Raw genomic sequence first — 15,699 nt, 5'->3', positions numbered from 1 at the left:
TTACCGCCGGGAGCATGCGCTTGACCGACCACCGCGCCGACGTCGCCATCATCATGGGCAGCCAGTCCGACTGGGCGACGATGCGCCACGCCGCCGAAACGCTGGAGGCGCTGAGCATTCCGCACAAGCGGCTGATCGTCTCCGCCCACCGCACCCCGGACCGCCTCTATGATTTCGCCAAAGGCGCCAAGGCGGCCGGCTACAAGGTGATCATCGCCGGGGCCGGCGGCGCCGCCCACCTGCCCGGCATGACGGCGGCTCTGACGCCGCTGCCGGTGTTCGGCGTGCCGGTCGAATCGAAGGCGCTGTCAGGCCAGGATTCGCTGCTCTCCATCGTCCAGATGCCGGCCGGCATTCCGGTCGGCACGCTTGCCATCGGCAAGGCGGGTGCGGCCAACGCCGCCCTTCTGGCGGCCGCCGTGCTGGCGCTGAACGACGAAGAACTTGCCGCCCGCCTGGATGCCTGGCGCACCGCCCAAACCGCCAGGGTCGCCACCGAACCGACGGACGCGCCGTGAGCCTGCCCGCGGGATCGAGCATCGGCATCATCGGCGGCGGCCAGCTCGGCCGCATGCTGGCTGTTGCCGCAGCGCGCCTCGGCTACCGCACAATTATCCTCGAACCGCAGGCCGATTGCCCGGCGGCTCAGGTCGCCAACCGCCAGATCACCGCCGCCTATGACGATGCGGACGCCCTTGCCGAACTGGCGGCAGTCAGCGCCGTCGTCACCTACGAATTCGAGAATGTGCCGGTAGCGGCTGCCGGCGCGCTCGCCGCCAAGGTCCCGGTCTATCCGCCACCCAGGGCGCTGGAAGTCGCCCAGGACCGGGTGGCGGAGAAGCTATTCCTGAACGGCATCGGCATCAGGACAGCGGATTTCCGCTCCGTCGACAATGACGACGAGCTGACGGCGGCGCTGAGAGAGTTCGGTGGCAGCGGCATCTTGAAAACCCGCCGCATGGGCTATGACGGCAAGGGCCAGCGCGTCTTCCGCAACATGGAGACGGGCGGCTTTGCCGGCACATGCGAGACCATGGGCAATGTGCCGCTGATCCTCGAATCCTTCGTCGCTTTCGAGCGCGAAATCTCGGTCATCGCCGCGCGCGGGTTGGACGGCGCGGTCGCCGCCTACGATCCGGCTGAGAACGTCCACCGCGACGGCATCCTGCATACCTCGACCCTGCCGGCCCAGATCAGGCTGGAGACGGCGGCGACGGCACAGGGGTCGGCAGCGAAAATCCTGTCGGCCCTCGACTATGTCGGCGTCATCGGCGTCGAGTTCTTCGTTCTTGCCGATGGCACGCTGCTGGCCAACGAAATGGCGCCGCGCGTGCACAATTCCGGCCACTGGACGGAAGCCGCCTGCATCGTTTCGCAATTCGAGCAGCATATCCGCGCCATTGCCGGCCTGCCGCTGGGCAACCCTGGCCGGCATTCAAACTGCGTCATGGAAAACCTGATCGGCGACGATGTGCTGCGCGTACCCGCTTTGCTCGCCGAGCCCGATCTGATGCTGCATCTCTACGGCAAGGCGGAAGCGCGCCCAGGCCGCAAGATGGGCCATTTCACGCGCATCAGCCGCCGTAGCTAAGCCATTCCGGCACTTTGCGCGAGGGCGTGGCTCGAGCCCTATTGCAGCTCGTCGTTCAGATCTCCGTCCTCGTCGGGGCTGGCGCAACTCGCATCGCCTTCCCTACAATTGGCGCCCGCGGTGAGCTGTTTGATGCGCTGGTCCGTCAGTTCGGTCAGGCATTGTGAAACCTCCATCGGATGGATGGAGCCGCCCTCGCTGTCTGTCGTCGTATAGGCGCATTCGGCGTCGCGGAAGGCGATCCAGGCGCGTTGCGCGACCTGCAGCAGCTTCCTGCCCTTGTCGTCGTTGCGACCGACGAGATCCTTGTAGGCCTGGTTGAGCTTGGCATCGGCGGCCCGATAGTCCTCGCCGGCGCAGATGTTCATCATCTGCTGGCTGTCGTCGTTGCGGTCGCATTCCTGCGCCTGCGCGATGGAGGCGGCTGCCAGAACGGCAAGGCTCGCGGACACAAACAACAGGCGCATGGAGGTCTCCAAATCGGCTTGCGGGTGCCGCACCATTCCAGCCCGCCTTCGGCCGCGCAATGGCGTGGAGCCGAGATGGCGGATATTTGATGGCCAAAGCCATTCTCGGCCTCTATCCAGCACGCTTGCGGTTGACACGGGCAAGGCTCCTCGTTTATGAGCCACCGCAAGTTCAAAGGCGCGCTTTTCAGGCGCGCCTTAATAATTCGGCCCGGACAGGGCCCAGACCGACGGGCAAGACCATGAAGATCAAGAATTCGCTCAAGGCGCTGAAGGCGCGTCACCGCGACAACCAGCTGGTTCGCCGCAAGGGCCGCGTCTACATCATCAACAAGACCGCTCCACGCTACAAGGCGCGCCAGGGCTGAGTGTTCGGCCGGAGGCTCGTTGCCTCCGTCCATACGATGGTAATTGCCTGGTTCCAGGCACTTTCACGCTAATTTCAGTTTGACGATCCGCCGTCCGGGGTTAGATTCCGGCGATGCGGATTCTTTTTGCATTTTTGGCCACCCTCTTTCTTTTCGGCGTCACTCCGGCGTCGGCGGACGATCCGCCGGCAAAGCCGCCGGTTGCCCTGACCAGGGAAGCCAGGCTCGACCAACTGTTTGCCGAGCTGAAGCGCGAGCGCAACGAAAAGGCGGCCGAGCGCATCGCCGGGCGCATCTGGGGCGAATGGTTCCAGTCCGGCAGCGCCTCGATCGACCTGATGATGCAATGGTCGCAAAAGGCGATTGACGACCAGAAGTTCGACGTCGCCCTCGACTTCCTCGACCAGGTCGTCATCCTTCAGCCAAAATATGCCGAAGGCTGGAACCGGCGCGCCACCGTCCATTACATGATGAAGAATTTCGGGAAATCGATGTCCGACATCGACCAGACGCTGCAGCTTGAACCACGCCATTTCGGCGCGCTTTCCGGCCTGGCCCAGATCATGGCCGCCACCGGCCACAAGCAATCGGCGCTCGAAGCCTGGCAGAAGGTGCTTACCATCTATCCGATGATGCGCAGCGCCCAGGACCAGGTCGCGGCAATTTCGGAAGAGCTTGCCGGCGAAGGAATTTGATTAGGCAGTAGGAATTAGGGATTAGTGAGTAGTCAGTAGAGAAGATTGGTCGAGACGCCACCTCCCTACTCCCTACTCCCTACTCCCTACTCCCTACTCCCTACTCCCTACTCCCTAGAACTTATCCCCCTCCACCCCCGTATCTCCGCGCATGAACCTCATTTACGCCGCCTGTGCTTTGCTCCTCGCGCTCGTCTTTGCCCTGGCCGGTGTCACCCGCGCCGGCACGTGGCTGATCGAGTGGCGGAACCCGCCGGCCGGCGAATTTGCCGACATCGACGCCACCCGCATCCACTATGTCCACGTACCGGCGCCTCAAAATGCCGAGCTGCCGGCGATCGTCTTCATCCATGGCGCCAGCGCCAACCTCAGGGATCAGATGCTGCCGATCAGGCCTTTGCTCGAAGGCCGCGCCGAGATGGTCTTCCTCGACCGGCCGGGCTTCGGCTGGTCGGCGCGCGGCCCCGGCAATGAGAGCCCGTCGGGGCAGGCCGACACCATCGCCAGGCTGATGGACCGTCTCGGCATCCACAAGGCGATCATCGTCGGCCATTCGTTTGGCGGCGTGATCACCGCCGCCTTTGGCCGCGAACACCCGGAGAAGACGCTCGGGCTGGTCTTTCTGTCGCCGGTCAGCCACCCCTGGCCGGGCGGCGCGACCGCCTGGTACTACAAGCTGACCGCCACCCCCATCATCGGCTGGCTGTTCTCGGAGACATTGACCTATCCGGCAGGCACGCTGCAGATGGACGGCGCCACGGCCTGCGTGTTTTCTCCCAACAAGGTGCCGGAAGGCTATGTCGGCAATGCCTCGATTCCGCTGGTGCTGCGTCCCGGCGCTTTCCGCGCCAACGCCATCGATGTCGCCGGCCTCTACGACTATACGCTGAAGGCCGCGCCGCATTACCGCGACATCACAGCGCCGACCATCGTCATCTCGGGCGACCGCGACAAGGTGGTCTATGCCTCGATCCATTCGGTCGGCCTGGTCAGGGACATCCCCGGCGCCGAACTGATCTGGGTCCACAATCTCGGCCACAAGCCGGATTGGATCGCCTCCGACCTCGTCGTCGGCGCGATCGAGAAAGTCGCCGGCAAGGTCGTCGACCTGCAGGCAATGGCAAAAACCGTGGAAGCACGCATCGCCGGCGATGCGTACAACGATGCACAGTGCCCCGACATTACGGTGCCCGACGCGCAACTCGCCCCGACGTGACGGCCGCATGTATGTCCTGAAGTACGGAATCAAGAAAAACCCCGAAGCGTTCTGGGCGCTACCGGATAGCATCTTCTTCGGCTACGGCGCCTGCCACATCCCTTGCGGGCACCTTCCTCAGCCATCCTCCCCTGGACGGATTCTACGGCGAACGGATCATTCCGGGCGAGGATTTCTACGGCAACCATATCTACATGACGAACGGCGTGATCGCCTTCGACTATCACGGCTATTCCAGCCGAGAGCGGCTTCTGCAGCACCACGGAAGGGGATGGGCTTCGCATAGCGCAGGCTGGCACTGCACGCTGGAAAGGGTCGATTTCGACCTGCTCGACACCGCCGACCTCAACCGGCGAAAGATGCGCGGCCCGGATCAGTATCTCTATGACCCAATCCCTCGCGCACACCGCTTCCTTCAGCGTATCGATCACGCCGAAGGTGCGGCAAGAGCGCTGCGAACTGTGATGAGTTGAAGCCTCTGTCAACCTATGTTGCGGGTGGCCTGCACGTCCGACCCGACATAGGCGATGCGCAGCATGTTGGTCGAACCCGGCGTCCTCAGCGGCACGCCCGCCGTGATGATGACGCGGTCGCCCGGCTGACCGAACCCCTCTTCGAAAGCGATGCGGCAGGCGCGGTCGACCATGTCGTCGAGGTCGCTGGCGTCGGGCGAGACGACGCAATGCGTGCCCCACAAGAGCGACAGCCGCCGCGCCGTGTTGAGGATCGGCGACAGCGCGATGATCGGCACTTGCGGCCGCTCGCGCGCGGCGCGCAGGCCCGTGGTGCCCGACGCCGTATAGGTTATGATCGCCGACAGTTTCAGAGTCTCGGCAATCTCGCGGGCGGCGAGCGAAATGGCGTCGGCGCCGGTTGCTTCCGGTTCCGAGCGCTGCGCGTTGATGATGCCGGCATAGGTCGGGTCGGTTTCGACCTTGGTGGCGATGCGGTTCATCATCGCCACCGCCTCGACCGGATAGGCGCCGGCAGCGGATTCGGCTGAAAGCATGATGGCGTCGGCGCCCTCGAACACGGCGATCGACACGTCGGACACCTCGGCGCGGGTCGGCACCGGCGCGGTGATCATCGATTCCAGCATCTGCGTGGCGACCACCACCGGCTTGCCGGCGCGGCGCGCGGCGCGCGTGATCTGCTTCTGGATGCCGGGCACCGCTTCCAGCGGCATTTCCACACCGAGATCGCCGCGGGCGACCATCAGCGCGTCGGAGAGTTCGATGATTTCGGCCAGCCGGGCGACGGCCTGCGGCTTTTCAATCTTGGCCATGATCAGTGCCCGGCCGCGCGCGATCTTGCGGGCTTCCGCCAAATCCTCCGGCCGCTGCACGAAGGACAGCGCCACCCAGTCGACGCTTTCCGCCAGCACCGCATCGAGGTCCTTGCGGTCCTTTTCGGTCAGCGCACCGACCGGCAGGTCGGTGTCGGGCAGGCTGACGCCCTTCTTGTCGGAAATGGTGGTGCCGGCGACGACGGTGCAGGTGATAGACTTGCCGTCGCTCTTCACCGCCCTGAGCTCCAGCTTGCCGTCATCGATCAACAGACGGTGGCCGGCCTCGACCGAGCTCAGGATTTCGGGATGCGGCAGGTAGACCCGGGTCGACGTGCCGGGCTCGGGATTGTTGTCGAGGGTGAAGGTCTGGCCCGGCGTCAGAACCTCCTTGCCGTTGGCGAACTTGCCGACGCGCAGCTTCGGTCCCTGCAAATCGGCCAGGATGCCGATCGGACGGCCAACTTTCTCCTCGACCGCGCGGATGCGGCCGACCAGCGTGCGCATCAACTCGTGATCGGTGTGGCTCATATTGATGCGGAAGACATCGGCGCCGGCTTCGAACAGCTTCTGCAGCATCTCCTCGGACGAGGAGGCAGGACCGATGGTGGCGAGGATCTTGACCTTGCGGCTACGTCTCATTGACTGTTTGTTCCCGGGGCGGCTGGAGCGCCTCCCGTTGTGGACTCATCGGTCAGCTGGACCATCCAGCTTGCCTGCTCGCCCGTGTCATATTCCTGGAATCCGGCGCGCTGGAAGCCCCGGGCGACGCAATCGGTAACGCCGGCAATCTTGAATTCTTTTTCGGCCACGCACATGTTGATCGGGCCATCCCAGCGCCCGCCGCGCTCGGCGTCTTCTGCATAAAGATAGTAAAACCTCGATGACAGCGGACCTTCGATCAGCGTCTTGCAGCTCGATCCTTCGATGTGCCACCACCCCTCGGTGATCCAGCCTGCCTTGGCGCGGTAGCCGATGCCGACGCCGACCAGGTTCTGCGTGGCGTTGCAGACGCGGAAATCGGCGCGGGCAGGCGAGGCCGCGACCAGCGCGGTGAGCCCTAGCGTCAGGGTCAGGAGCGGCACGGCAAAGGCGGTGCACGCACGCGGCCTGCCGGCGGAACCCATCCCGAAACCCCTCAATAACGTCATCTGCATCTCTCAACGCCCCTTTTCGGAAAAGTCCGGGCGCATGTCAACGCGCCGTTCTGTCCAATTCCAATCGATTTAGAAAGGCCCCCGACACGCGATCTGCCGCGCGTCACAGGATTTTCGCAGAAACCGTGGCCAAACAACGGCATTGCGCAACAGTCCTCTTCGTGGGAATGACGATACCACCCTCCCCGGAAGCCAGCGAACAGACCTTTCCAGCCAATGACCCGATCCACAGTTTTTGCGCCTTTCGATATGGTCGAAGGCGACCGCAAGCGAGGCATCGTGCTTGTCGCTGACCATGCCCGCCGCGACCTGCCGGAGGAGTATGGCAGTCTAGGCCTGCCGGCGGCGGAACTCGATCGCCATATCGCCTACGACATCGGTGTCGAGACGGTGACGCGCGAACTGGCGGCAGCGCTCGACGTGCCGGCGGTGATTGCCAATTTTTCGCGGCTGCTGATCGATCCCAATCGCGGCGAGGACGACCCGACGCTGATCCGCCAGCTCTATGACGGCACTGTCGTGCCGGGAAACTACCCTATGGCGCCGGCCGAACGCGAAAGGCGGCTCGACGGCTTCTACCGGCCCTATCAGGACGCGGTCGGCGCCATGATCGCGTCGGTGGCGCACGCCTCAGGCAAAGCGCCGTTCATCTTCTCCGTACACTCCTTCACCCCTGTCATGCAGGGCTTCATCCGCCCTTGGCATGTCGGCATATTGTGGGACCTCGACGACCGCGTGGCGCGGCCGCTGATCGACATGCTGGCGCAGGATAAAAACCTCGTCGTTGGCGACAATGAACCCTATGACGGCGCGTTGCGCGGCGACACCATGTTCAAGCACGCCATCGTCAACGGCTTTGCCCATGCGCTGATCGAGATCCGCCAGGACCTGATATCAGACAGCAACGGGGCGCTGGCCTGGGCGCAACGGCTGGCGCCGATCGTTGACGCCATCGACCGCCGTCCCGATATACATCAGGTGAAGATGTTCGGCTCGCGCACCGGGCCGCTGTGAGGATCCAAGGCAATGACCGAACTCAGCGATGACCAGAAACGCGATTTCGAGGCCGCGGCCTTCCGCCGGCTGGTCGATCATCTGCGCGAGCGCAGCGATGTGCAAAACATCGACCTGATGAACCTCGCCGGCTTCTGCCGCAACTGCCTGTCGAACTGGTATCGCGAAGCGGCCGAGGCTGAGGGCGTCGATCTCGGCAAGGATCAGTCGCGCGAAATCGTCTACGGCATGCCCTATGCGCAATGGCAGGCGCTGAACCAGACCGAGGCTTCGGACGCCAAGAAAGCGGAGTTCGAGGCAAGACGGCCGAGGGATCGCTGAAGTAGCGCGCGGTTCAGATTGACGTCGGCGGGACAGCGCCTAACGGTTTCCCCTTAGATGTGGCCCACAAGCTTTTCGCAGCCAAGCGCTTGACGAGAAATTGAATCGATCTAATTTGCCGCGCAAAGCCATTCCTTGACCGGATTCGAACCATGGACGCGCAAGACACCATGCAGAGCGCCATTCGCGGGCGATGGGCCGTAGCCGCGATCTTCCTCGCCAACGGATTCCTCACCGGCAGCTGGGCGCCGCAGATTCCGGTGTTCCTGACCCGGCTCGACATCTCGAAATTCACCCTCGGTCTGCTGATCCTTCTGTTCGGCGTCGGCGCGGTCGCGGCCATGAGCTGGTGCGGCCATCTGATCTCCAGGCATGGCTCGCGCACTGTGTTGCGCTGGTTCGGCCTTTGCGGCAGCCTCGGCCTGCTGATCGTGGCGCTGGCGCCCAACGTGCCGCTGGCGGCGATCGCCATGATCATCTTCGGCGGCTCGATCGGCGGCATGGATGTCGCCATGAACGCCAATGCGGTGGTGGTCGAGCGCCGGCTCTCCCGCGCCATCATGTCGTCGTCGCACGGCTTCTGGAGCCTCGGCGGTTTCGCCGGCGGCGGTCTGGGCGGTTACGCCATCCAGACCTACGGCCACCTCGCCCATGCGGCTGTCGTCACGATCATTGCTTTTGCCGTCATTGCCGTGGCGGTCGGCTACCTCATCGCCGAGGACAAGCCGCAGGCCGCCGAGCATCATAAATTAACGCTGCCGGCCAACCCGCTGGTCTATCTTGTCGGGCTGATGGCGCTGCTGACGATGATTTCCGAGGGCGCCGTGCTCGACTGGGCAGCGCTTTATCTCCGGCAGGAGCTCGGCGCCGACCTCGCCATCGCCGGCCTTGCCTACGCCGCCTTCTCCGGCGTCATGGCTGTCATGCGCTTTTTCGGCGACGGCGTGCGCAACCGCTTCGGCGCGGTGGCGACGCTGCGCGGCTCGGCGGTGGTCGCCGCCGCCGGCATGCTGGTCGCCGGCCTGTCGCCTTCGCCCTGGATCGCCATCGCGGCTTTTGCTCTCTGCGGCTTCGGCATCGCCAATATGGTGCCGATCATCTTCTCGGCCGGCGGCAACCAGGAAGGCATGTCGTCGGGCACCGGCATGAGCGTCGTCACCACCATGGGCTATTCCGGCATATTGGTAGCGCCGTCGGCGATCGGCTTCGTCGCCGAGCATTCCAGCTTCGGGCCGATCTTCGTCGCCATGTCGGGGCTGTTGATCGTCGTGCTTTTGATGGCCGGGCTCGCTCACCGCGCCGAATTCGCGGCCGCCCCCGCCGAATAGCGCTTCAGCTCCTCATAGAGAAAATCCGCGACGCGGCGGATGCGCACGCTGGTGCGCACGTCGCGATGCATGGCCAGCCACACCGGTAGGCTGGGCAGCGGCAGGCCGGGCAGCAGTTTCTCCAGCGACGGGTCGCTGTCGGCCAGCGGCTCCTGGCCGAGACCGATGCCGTTTCCCGCCCGCAGCGCTTCCCACAAAACGATCTGGTTGTCGGTCCTGAAGCGGAAGCTGCTGCGGGTGACGGGGATGCCGGCCTGGGTAAAGCCCCGGATCATCTCATCGCTGCGGTCGAAGCCGATCAGCGGATGGTCGAGAAGATCGGCGGGCTTGAGCGGGCGGCCGTGCCTGCCGAGATAGGATTTCGCCGCGCAGCAGCAGAGCTTGATATCGCAGACCTTGCGCGCCGTCAGCTCGTTCTGCGCCGGCTTGACCATGCGGATGGCGATATCGGCATCCCTTCGCAGCAGGTTCTCGACCTGGTTCGAGGCGACGATCTCGACCTCGATGCCGGGTTCCTCGATGCCGAGCCGCGCCGTCATCCTCGGCAGCACATAGGCCGCCACCACCTCGCTGGCGGCAATACGCACCGTGCCTTCGATCGCCTCGACCGAGCCCAATGCCAATAGCGAAAACGCGCTCGCCTGCTCGCTCACCGCTCTGCCGCGTTCGAACAGCGTGGCGCCTGCTTCCGTCAGAGCATAGCCGCGCCGCCCGCGCCGGAACAGCGTGACGCCGAGCGCCTGTTCGAGCTCACCGATGTGACGCCCGAGCGTCGGTTGGCTGGCCGACAGTTTGCGCGCCGCGGCCGACAGGCTGCCGGTCTCCGCCACGGTGACGAAACTCTTGATCAGGTTCCAGTCGATATCTTCCATTCATTTATGAATAACAAATCTGCATTCATAGTCAATTTTCATTCGCGTATGAACGCATCATATTCGCCGTGCAAACACAGACACGGAGAAGAAAAATGACCAAGATCGCTATTCTAGGCGCCAATGGCCGGCTCGGCCGCGTGGTTGGCAAGGCCTTCATCGACGCCGGTTTCGACGTCCGCGCCGTCACCCGCAGCGGCAAGGTCCCAGCCGAACTCAAGGGCGCCACCGCCGTCGCCGGCGATGCGCTCGACCGCGAGGCGCTGATCCGCGCCACGCAGGGTGTCGACATCATCTTCAACGGTCTCAACCCGATCTACACCGATTGGAGCAAATGCCTGCCGATGGCGGAGAACGTCATGGCCGCCTGCCATGCCAATGGCGCGCTGCATCTCTTCCCCGGCACTGTCTACAATTACGGCTCGCCGATGCCTCAACTCGTCACCGAAGACACGCCGTTCCGCCCGACGACCGAGAAGGGCCGCATCCGCTGCGCCATGGAAGCGCTGTTTCGCCGCGAGGCCGATGCCGGCCGCGTCCGCACCATCATCCTGCGCGCCGGCGATTTCTTCGGCGGCACCGGCAGCGGATCATGGTTCGACCTCGTCGTCACCGCCAAGATGAGCAACGGTGTCTACACCGCGCCCGGCCCTGCCAACCTCGTGCATGAATGGGCCTATTTGCCGGACTTCGCCATCGGCTTCGTCGGCCTGGCGCGTAATCAGGGCAAGCTCGGCTTCTTTGAGGCGCTCAACTTCCCCGGCCACGCCGTCACCGACATGGACATCAAGGCCGCGGCCGAGAAGGCGCTGGGCCGTCCGCTGAAACTGACCTTCATGCCTTGGTGGGTGCTGCGCGCCGGCAGCCCGTTCGTGGCGATGTGGCGCGAGATCGTCTCGATGTCCTATCTGCGCTTCGAACCGCACCGGCTCGTGTCCGACCGGCTGGAAGGCATCATCGGCGAAGTCCCGCACACGCCGCTGGACGAGGCCGTGGCCGAGGCATTGAAGGACATCGGCATCAGCCTCGACAATGCAAAAGACGCCGCTTGAATGCATGTCGCCCAGAAGTGTGCGCGGTTCTGGGACAGCGACATGCATCAAAACAAAGACTTTAGACAAAAATCTCTCTCGCAGTGCTGGCCCAATCGCTGGAAATCAGCAACCGGATGGTCATTATGAGGAGACTGTTTATAACGGTCGGCGAGATCACCATCACCAAGGGGAGACGATGCGTTACATACGTCCGCTTTCAATCGAAGACGCCGTTGGCCTGCTGGCCGACGCTTCCGGCACATCAGCCATTCTCGCTGGAGGCAGTGACCTCCTCGTTCGGATGAAGGGCGGGTTTGTCGATCCCGACCTGATCGTCGACATCAAGGCGATCGAGGGCTTGAGCGAGATCAGGGAGACGGCCGACGGCTTCAGCATCGGCGCCACCGTCCCCTGCGCCGTCCTGGGCGAGAGCTCGGTTCTGAAGAAGGCCTGGCCCGGTGTCGTCGAAGCGTCGAAGCTGATCGGCTCGAAACAGGTCCAGGGCCGCTGCACCATCGTTGGCAATCTGTGCAACGCATCGCCGGCCGCCGACAGCGTCCCGGCCTTGGTGGCCGCCGCCGCAAAGGCCGTGGTTGCCGGTCCGTCGGGCAAGCGCACCATTCCGGTCGAGGCTGTGCCGATCGGGCCTGGCAAGACCTCGCTCACCAAGGGTGAGATCGTCGAGGCGATCCTGCTCGACAAGCGCGCGCCGCGTTCGGGCGACGCCTACCTCAGATTCATCCCGCGCACCGAGATGGACATCGCCGTGGTCAGCGCCGGCGTGAAGCTGTCGCTCGACGAGCATGGCGTCATCACGGCCGCCCGCGTCGCGCTGGGCGCCGCGGCCCCGACCGTGCTTCTGGTGGAAGAAGCAGCCGAGGCTCTCATCGGCAGGAAGCTGGATGAGGCGGCACTTGAGCGGCTCGCCAAGATCTGCGCTGGGGCCTGCCGCCCCATCGACGACAAGCGCGGTACCATCGAGTTCAGACGAAAAGTTGCGGGCGTGCTGGCCGGACGGGCCGCGACGACCGCCTACGCACGCGCAGGAGGCAAATGATGGCCGGTGTAGCAGTTTCAACGACAATCAACGGCGATCACGTCGAATACCTTTGCCAGCCCGACGAGACGTTGCTCGACGTCCTGCGCGACCGGCTCGGGCTGACCGGCGCCAAGGAAGGCTGCGGCACCGGCGACTGCGGCGCCTGCTCGATCATCCTCGACGACCGGCTTGTCTGCTCGTGCCTTGTGCTCGGCGCTGAAGCCGAAGGCCGGCATATCGAAACCGTCGAGGGCATGGCGCATGGCGATCAGTTGCATCCGCTGCAGCAGAAGTTCCTCGAGCATGCAGCGCTGCAATGCGGCATCTGCACGCCGGGCTTCCTCATCGCGGCGAAGGACCTTTTGGCCAAGAACCCCGATCCTACCGAGGAAGAAATCCGCTTCGGCCTCGCCGGCAACCTCTGCCGCTGCACCGGCTACGACAAGATCGTGCGCGCGGTCCAGGATGCGGCCAATGTGATGAAGGGAGCGCACGCATGAACTTCGATCCACGCTTTTCGGGCCGCAAATTCTCCTCCGTCGGCACGCGGCCTATCCGTCCCGACGGCGTCGACAAGGTGACCGGACGCGCCCGTTACGGCGCCGACTTCAACATGGCGGGACAGCTGGTCGGGCGTGTCCTGCGCAGCCCGCATGCGCATGCCAGAATCCTCAAGATCGACACTTCGAAAGCGGAAAAGCTGGCCGGCGTGAAAGCGGTGATCACCGCCGCCGACCTGCCCGATCTCACCGATGGCGATGCCGCCATGTACGACGTCCTCGACAATTGCATGGCGCGCGGCAAGGCGCTCTATGACGGCCACGCCGTGGCCGCGGTCGCCGCCGTCGATGCCCGCACGGCCAGGCAGGCGCTGAAGCTCATCGAGGTCGAGTACGAGCTGTTGCCGCATGTGACCGATGTCGACGAGGCGATGAAGCACACCGCGCCGTTGATCAACGACACGATCTTCACCGAGGGTCTCGAGGAAAAGCCGGTAAAGCCGTCCAACGTCACCAAGCGCAGCCAGTTCGGCCATGGCGATGTCCATCAGGGCTTTGGGCACGCCGATGTCATCGTCGAGCGCTCCTTCAAGACCGAACAGACGCATCAGGGCTATATCGAGCCGCACGCCTGCGTTGCGAGCGTCTCGTCCGACGGCACCGCCGACCTCTGGGTCTGCACGCAGGGCCATTTCGTCTACCGCCAGCATTGTGCGCAACTGCTCGGGCTGGAAGCCTCGAAGCTGCGCGTCACCTCCTCGGAGATCGGCGGCGGCTTCGGCGGCAAGACCCATGTCTGGGCCGAGCCGGTGGCACTCGCTCTGTCGCGCAAGGCAGGACGGCCGGTGAAGCTGGTGATGACTCGCGACGAGGTGTTCCGCGCCTCGGGCCCGACCAGCGCCACCTCGATCGACGTCAAGATCGGCGCCCGCAAGGACGGCACCATCACCGCCGCCGAAGCGACGCTGCGCTACACCAGCGGCCCCTATGCCGGCACATGGGCCGAGATCGGCGCCATGACGGCCTTCGCCTGCTACAAGCTCGATAACGTCAAGACGGTCGGCTTCGAAGTGCTGGTCAACCGGCCGAAGACCGCGGCCTATCGCGCACCCTCCGCACCGATGGCGGCGTTCGCGGTGGAAAGCGCTGTGGATGAGCTGGCCAAGGAACTCGGCATGGACCCGGTCGAGTTCCGCATCAAGAACGCCGCGCAGGAAGGCACCCGCTCTTCCTATGGCCCCGTCTACGGCCCGATCGGCATCGGCCCGACGCTGGAGGCGGCCAAGCACCATCCGCACATGAAGGCCCCGCTGGGCAAGAACCAGGGCCGCGGCATGGCCTGCGGCTTCTGGTTCAACTTCGGCGGTCAGACCTGCGTGGACCTGAACATCGGCATGGACGGCTCGGTGTCGCTGGCCGTCGGCACGGTGGACGTCGGCGGTTCGCGCGCCTCGCTGTCGCTGGTGGCGGCGGAGGAGCTCGGCATCGACTATGCCCAGCTCAAGGCGGTGGTCGCCGACACATCCTCGCTCGGCTACAACGACATGACCGACGGCAGCCGCGGCACCTTCTCGTCCTCGATGGCGACCATCTCGGCCGCCCGCAACGCCATCAAGATCCTGCGTGAGCGCGCCGCCCAGACGTGGGACATCCCCGTCGACGACGTGGTCTGGGAAAACGGCCACGCCATCGCCAAGGGCGAGAAGTACGGCAATCTTGCAGCCCTGTCGCTGAAGGAGATCGCCGCCGCTTCCGGCAAGACCGGCGGGCCGATCGCCGGCCACAGCGAACTCGTCGCCGACGGCGCCGGCGTCTCCTTCGCCACCCATATATGCGACATCGAGGTCGACCCCGATACCGGCTCGACCAGGGTGATCCGCTACACGGTGATCCAGGATGCCGGCAAGGCGGTGCACCCGACCTATGTCGAGGGCCAGTACCAGGGCGGCGCCGCGCAAGGCATCGGCTGGGCGCTCAACGAGGAGTATATCTACGGCAAGGACGGGCGTCTCCAGAACGCCGGCTTCCTCGACTACCGCATCCCGGTCTGCTCGGACCTGCCGATGATCGACACGCAGATCCTCGAGATACCCAACCCCAACCACCCCTATGGCGTGCGCGGCGTCGGCGAAACCTCGATCGTCCCGCCGCTGGCGGCCATCGCCAATGCCGTCTCGAACGCAGCCGGCGTGCGCATGACCCACATCCCGATGTCGCCGCCACGGGTTCTCGCCGCGATCGAGGCGGAACGGGGAGGCTAGGGCAAAAATGAGGTTCTTGCCCTAATGGTCGAAGTGACGCTCTGGGGCGCGCTGGGCCAGCTCGCCGGCGGCCAGAGCAAGGTCGAGGTCGAGGCCAAGGACATAAGGGAGCTGTTCAGGAAACTGGCTGAACAGTATCCCGGCATCGAGCCCTGGATCGAGAAGGGCATCGCGGTGGCCATCGACGGGACGATCTATCGCGATACGTGGTCGAAGGAACTGCCGCCGGGGGCGGAGATTTTTCTGCTGCCGCGGCTGGCTGGGGGGTGAAGTGGGGTGTCGCCCTACGTCCCAGAGCGGACCGGCATCCTCGGTCTGCGAACTTCAAGTGCAATGTCGGTCCTCGCCTAGATGCCAGTTTTGCTGACCGCGTCTTATCGGCGGCGGGTTGGCCAACAATCCAGAGAACCTGATCCGCTGGATTACTATCGGCAAGGGACATCAGTCCGCACACGGCTCTGAAGTGGGTAGTGTGCTGAGAGTTCTGCAAATTCGCTGAGAGGGGGCGGTCATGGCAGGCTGGTGATTGTTCACGTCACCTGATTCCCGCG

General features: G+C 64.5%; 17 protein-coding genes and 1 pseudogene. 14 read left to right on the top strand and 4 right to left on the bottom strand.

What is annotated here, in order from left to right:
* Positions 1-20 precede the first annotated feature (20 nt).
* Both purE and NKJ77_RS26880 read left to right on the top strand, forming a co-directional pair.
* On the top strand, positions 21-518 hold the full coding sequence (gene purE, locus NKJ77_RS26885) for a 5-(carboxyamino)imidazole ribonucleotide mutase (protein WP_023730826.1): 498 nt from the start codon (positions 21-23) through the stop codon (positions 516-518).
* On the top strand, positions 515-1,591 hold the full coding sequence (locus tag NKJ77_RS26880; protein WP_023698471.1) for a 5-(carboxyamino)imidazole ribonucleotide synthase: 1,077 nt from the start codon (positions 515-517) through the stop codon (positions 1,589-1,591). The genes purE and NKJ77_RS26880 overlap by 4 nt, the downstream gene beginning before the upstream one ends.
* A gap of 38 nt (positions 1,592-1,629) precedes the next feature.
* On the opposite strand, the gene NKJ77_RS26875 is transcribed toward NKJ77_RS26880, so the two are convergent.
* A complete protein-coding gene (locus NKJ77_RS26875) occupies positions 1,630-2,058 on the bottom strand; it encodes a lysozyme inhibitor LprI family protein (RefSeq protein ID WP_023702777.1) in 429 nt (142 codons plus the stop codon).
* 242 nt (positions 2,059-2,300) lie between these two features.
* On the opposite strand from NKJ77_RS26875, the gene ykgO reads away from it, so the two are divergent.
* From ykgO to NKJ77_RS26855, 4 genes and pseudogenes are all read left to right on the top strand, one after another.
* Positions 2,301-2,426 carry a type B 50S ribosomal protein L36 gene (ykgO, locus tag NKJ77_RS26870; RefSeq protein WP_006327841.1) on the top strand — a complete coding sequence of 42 codons (126 nt, stop codon included), beginning with the start codon at positions 2,301-2,303 and terminating at the stop codon, positions 2,424-2,426.
* 113 nt (positions 2,427-2,539) lie between these two features.
* A complete protein-coding gene (locus NKJ77_RS26865; protein WP_023706264.1) occupies positions 2,540-3,121 on the top strand; it encodes a tetratricopeptide repeat protein in 582 nt (193 codons plus the stop codon).
* A gap of 151 nt (positions 3,122-3,272) precedes the next feature.
* Positions 3,273-4,337 carry an alpha/beta fold hydrolase gene (locus tag NKJ77_RS26860; RefSeq protein ID WP_023706263.1) on the top strand — a complete coding sequence of 355 codons (1,065 nt, stop codon included), beginning with the start codon at positions 3,273-3,275 and terminating at the stop codon, positions 4,335-4,337.
* A gap of 7 nt (positions 4,338-4,344) precedes the next feature.
* Positions 4,345-4,810 (top strand): annotated as a pseudogene (locus tag NKJ77_RS26855) (hypothetical protein).
* Between the two features lie 8 nt (positions 4,811-4,818).
* Here the strand turns inward: NKJ77_RS26855 and pyk are convergent.
* The gene (pyk, locus tag NKJ77_RS26850; protein WP_023673117.1) at positions 4,819-6,264 is read right to left on the bottom strand and encodes a pyruvate kinase; all 1,446 of its coding nucleotides are present in this window, start codon (positions 6,262-6,264) and stop codon (positions 4,819-4,821) included.
* Complete coding sequence (locus NKJ77_RS26845) at positions 6,261-6,749, bottom strand: DUF1036 domain-containing protein (protein WP_023832028.1); 489 nt, start codon at positions 6,747-6,749, stop codon at positions 6,261-6,263. Before NKJ77_RS26845 ends, pyk begins: the two co-directional genes overlap by 4 nt.
* Positions 6,750-6,995: 246 nt before the next feature.
* Between NKJ77_RS26845 and NKJ77_RS26840 the strand changes: the two genes are divergently transcribed.
* The 3 genes from NKJ77_RS26840 (at position 6,996) to NKJ77_RS26830 (ending at position 9,442) form a co-directional block, all read left to right on the top strand.
* The gene (locus NKJ77_RS26840) at positions 6,996-7,793 is read left to right on the top strand and encodes an N-formylglutamate amidohydrolase (protein WP_023832029.1); all 798 of its coding nucleotides are present in this window, start codon (positions 6,996-6,998) and stop codon (positions 7,791-7,793) included.
* 12 nt (positions 7,794-7,805) lie between these two features.
* Positions 7,806-8,114 carry a DUF1244 domain-containing protein gene (locus tag NKJ77_RS26835; RefSeq protein ID WP_023832030.1) on the top strand — a complete coding sequence of 103 codons (309 nt, stop codon included), beginning with the start codon at positions 7,806-7,808 and terminating at the stop codon, positions 8,112-8,114.
* A 152-nt stretch (positions 8,115-8,266) separates the two neighbouring features.
* On the top strand, positions 8,267-9,442 hold the full coding sequence (locus NKJ77_RS26830) for an MFS transporter (protein WP_352535993.1): 1,176 nt from the start codon (positions 8,267-8,269) through the stop codon (positions 9,440-9,442).
* Here NKJ77_RS26830 and NKJ77_RS26825 read toward each other — a convergent pair.
* Complete coding sequence (locus NKJ77_RS26825; protein ID WP_023673122.1) at positions 9,406-10,314, bottom strand: LysR family transcriptional regulator; 909 nt, start codon at positions 10,312-10,314, stop codon at positions 9,406-9,408. The genes NKJ77_RS26830 and NKJ77_RS26825 overlap by 37 nt on opposite strands.
* Positions 10,315-10,409: 95 nt before the next feature.
* Here NKJ77_RS26825 and NKJ77_RS26820 point away from each other — a divergent pair, with 95 nt between their 5' ends.
* The 5 genes from NKJ77_RS26820 to NKJ77_RS26800 all read left to right on the top strand — a co-directional run bounded on the left by NKJ77_RS26820 (position 10,410) and on the right by NKJ77_RS26800 (position 15,418).
* Entirely contained in the window at positions 10,410-11,366 is a 957-nt protein-coding gene (locus NKJ77_RS26820) for an SDR family oxidoreductase (RefSeq protein ID WP_352535992.1), read from the top strand.
* Positions 11,367-11,544: 178 nt separating this feature from the next.
* The gene (locus NKJ77_RS26815) at positions 11,545-12,405 is read left to right on the top strand and encodes an FAD binding domain-containing protein (RefSeq protein ID WP_023715051.1); all 861 of its coding nucleotides are present in this window, start codon (positions 11,545-11,547) and stop codon (positions 12,403-12,405) included.
* Positions 12,405-12,887, top strand: coding sequence for a (2Fe-2S)-binding protein (locus tag NKJ77_RS26810; protein ID WP_023698464.1), 483 nt, complete (start codon positions 12,405-12,407; stop codon positions 12,885-12,887). Before NKJ77_RS26815 ends, NKJ77_RS26810 begins: the two co-directional genes overlap by 1 nt.
* Entirely contained in the window at positions 12,884-15,148 is a 2,265-nt protein-coding gene (locus tag NKJ77_RS26805) for a xanthine dehydrogenase family protein molybdopterin-binding subunit (protein WP_023706258.1), read from the top strand. Before NKJ77_RS26810 ends, NKJ77_RS26805 begins: the two co-directional genes overlap by 4 nt.
* 24 nt (positions 15,149-15,172) lie before the next feature.
* The gene (locus NKJ77_RS26800; protein WP_023684042.1) at positions 15,173-15,418 is read left to right on the top strand and encodes a MoaD/ThiS family protein; all 246 of its coding nucleotides are present in this window, start codon (positions 15,173-15,175) and stop codon (positions 15,416-15,418) included.
* Positions 15,419-15,699 lie beyond the last annotated feature (281 nt).

Origin of the sequence: Mesorhizobium sp. M0052 (genome assembly GCF_040323255.1) — a bacterium.
In the GTDB taxonomy this organism is placed as follows: Bacteria; Pseudomonadota; Alphaproteobacteria; order Rhizobiales; family Rhizobiaceae; genus Mesorhizobium.
Note: the sequence above shows the minus strand (reverse complement) of the source record. Positions and strands in the feature narration are given on the sequence as shown.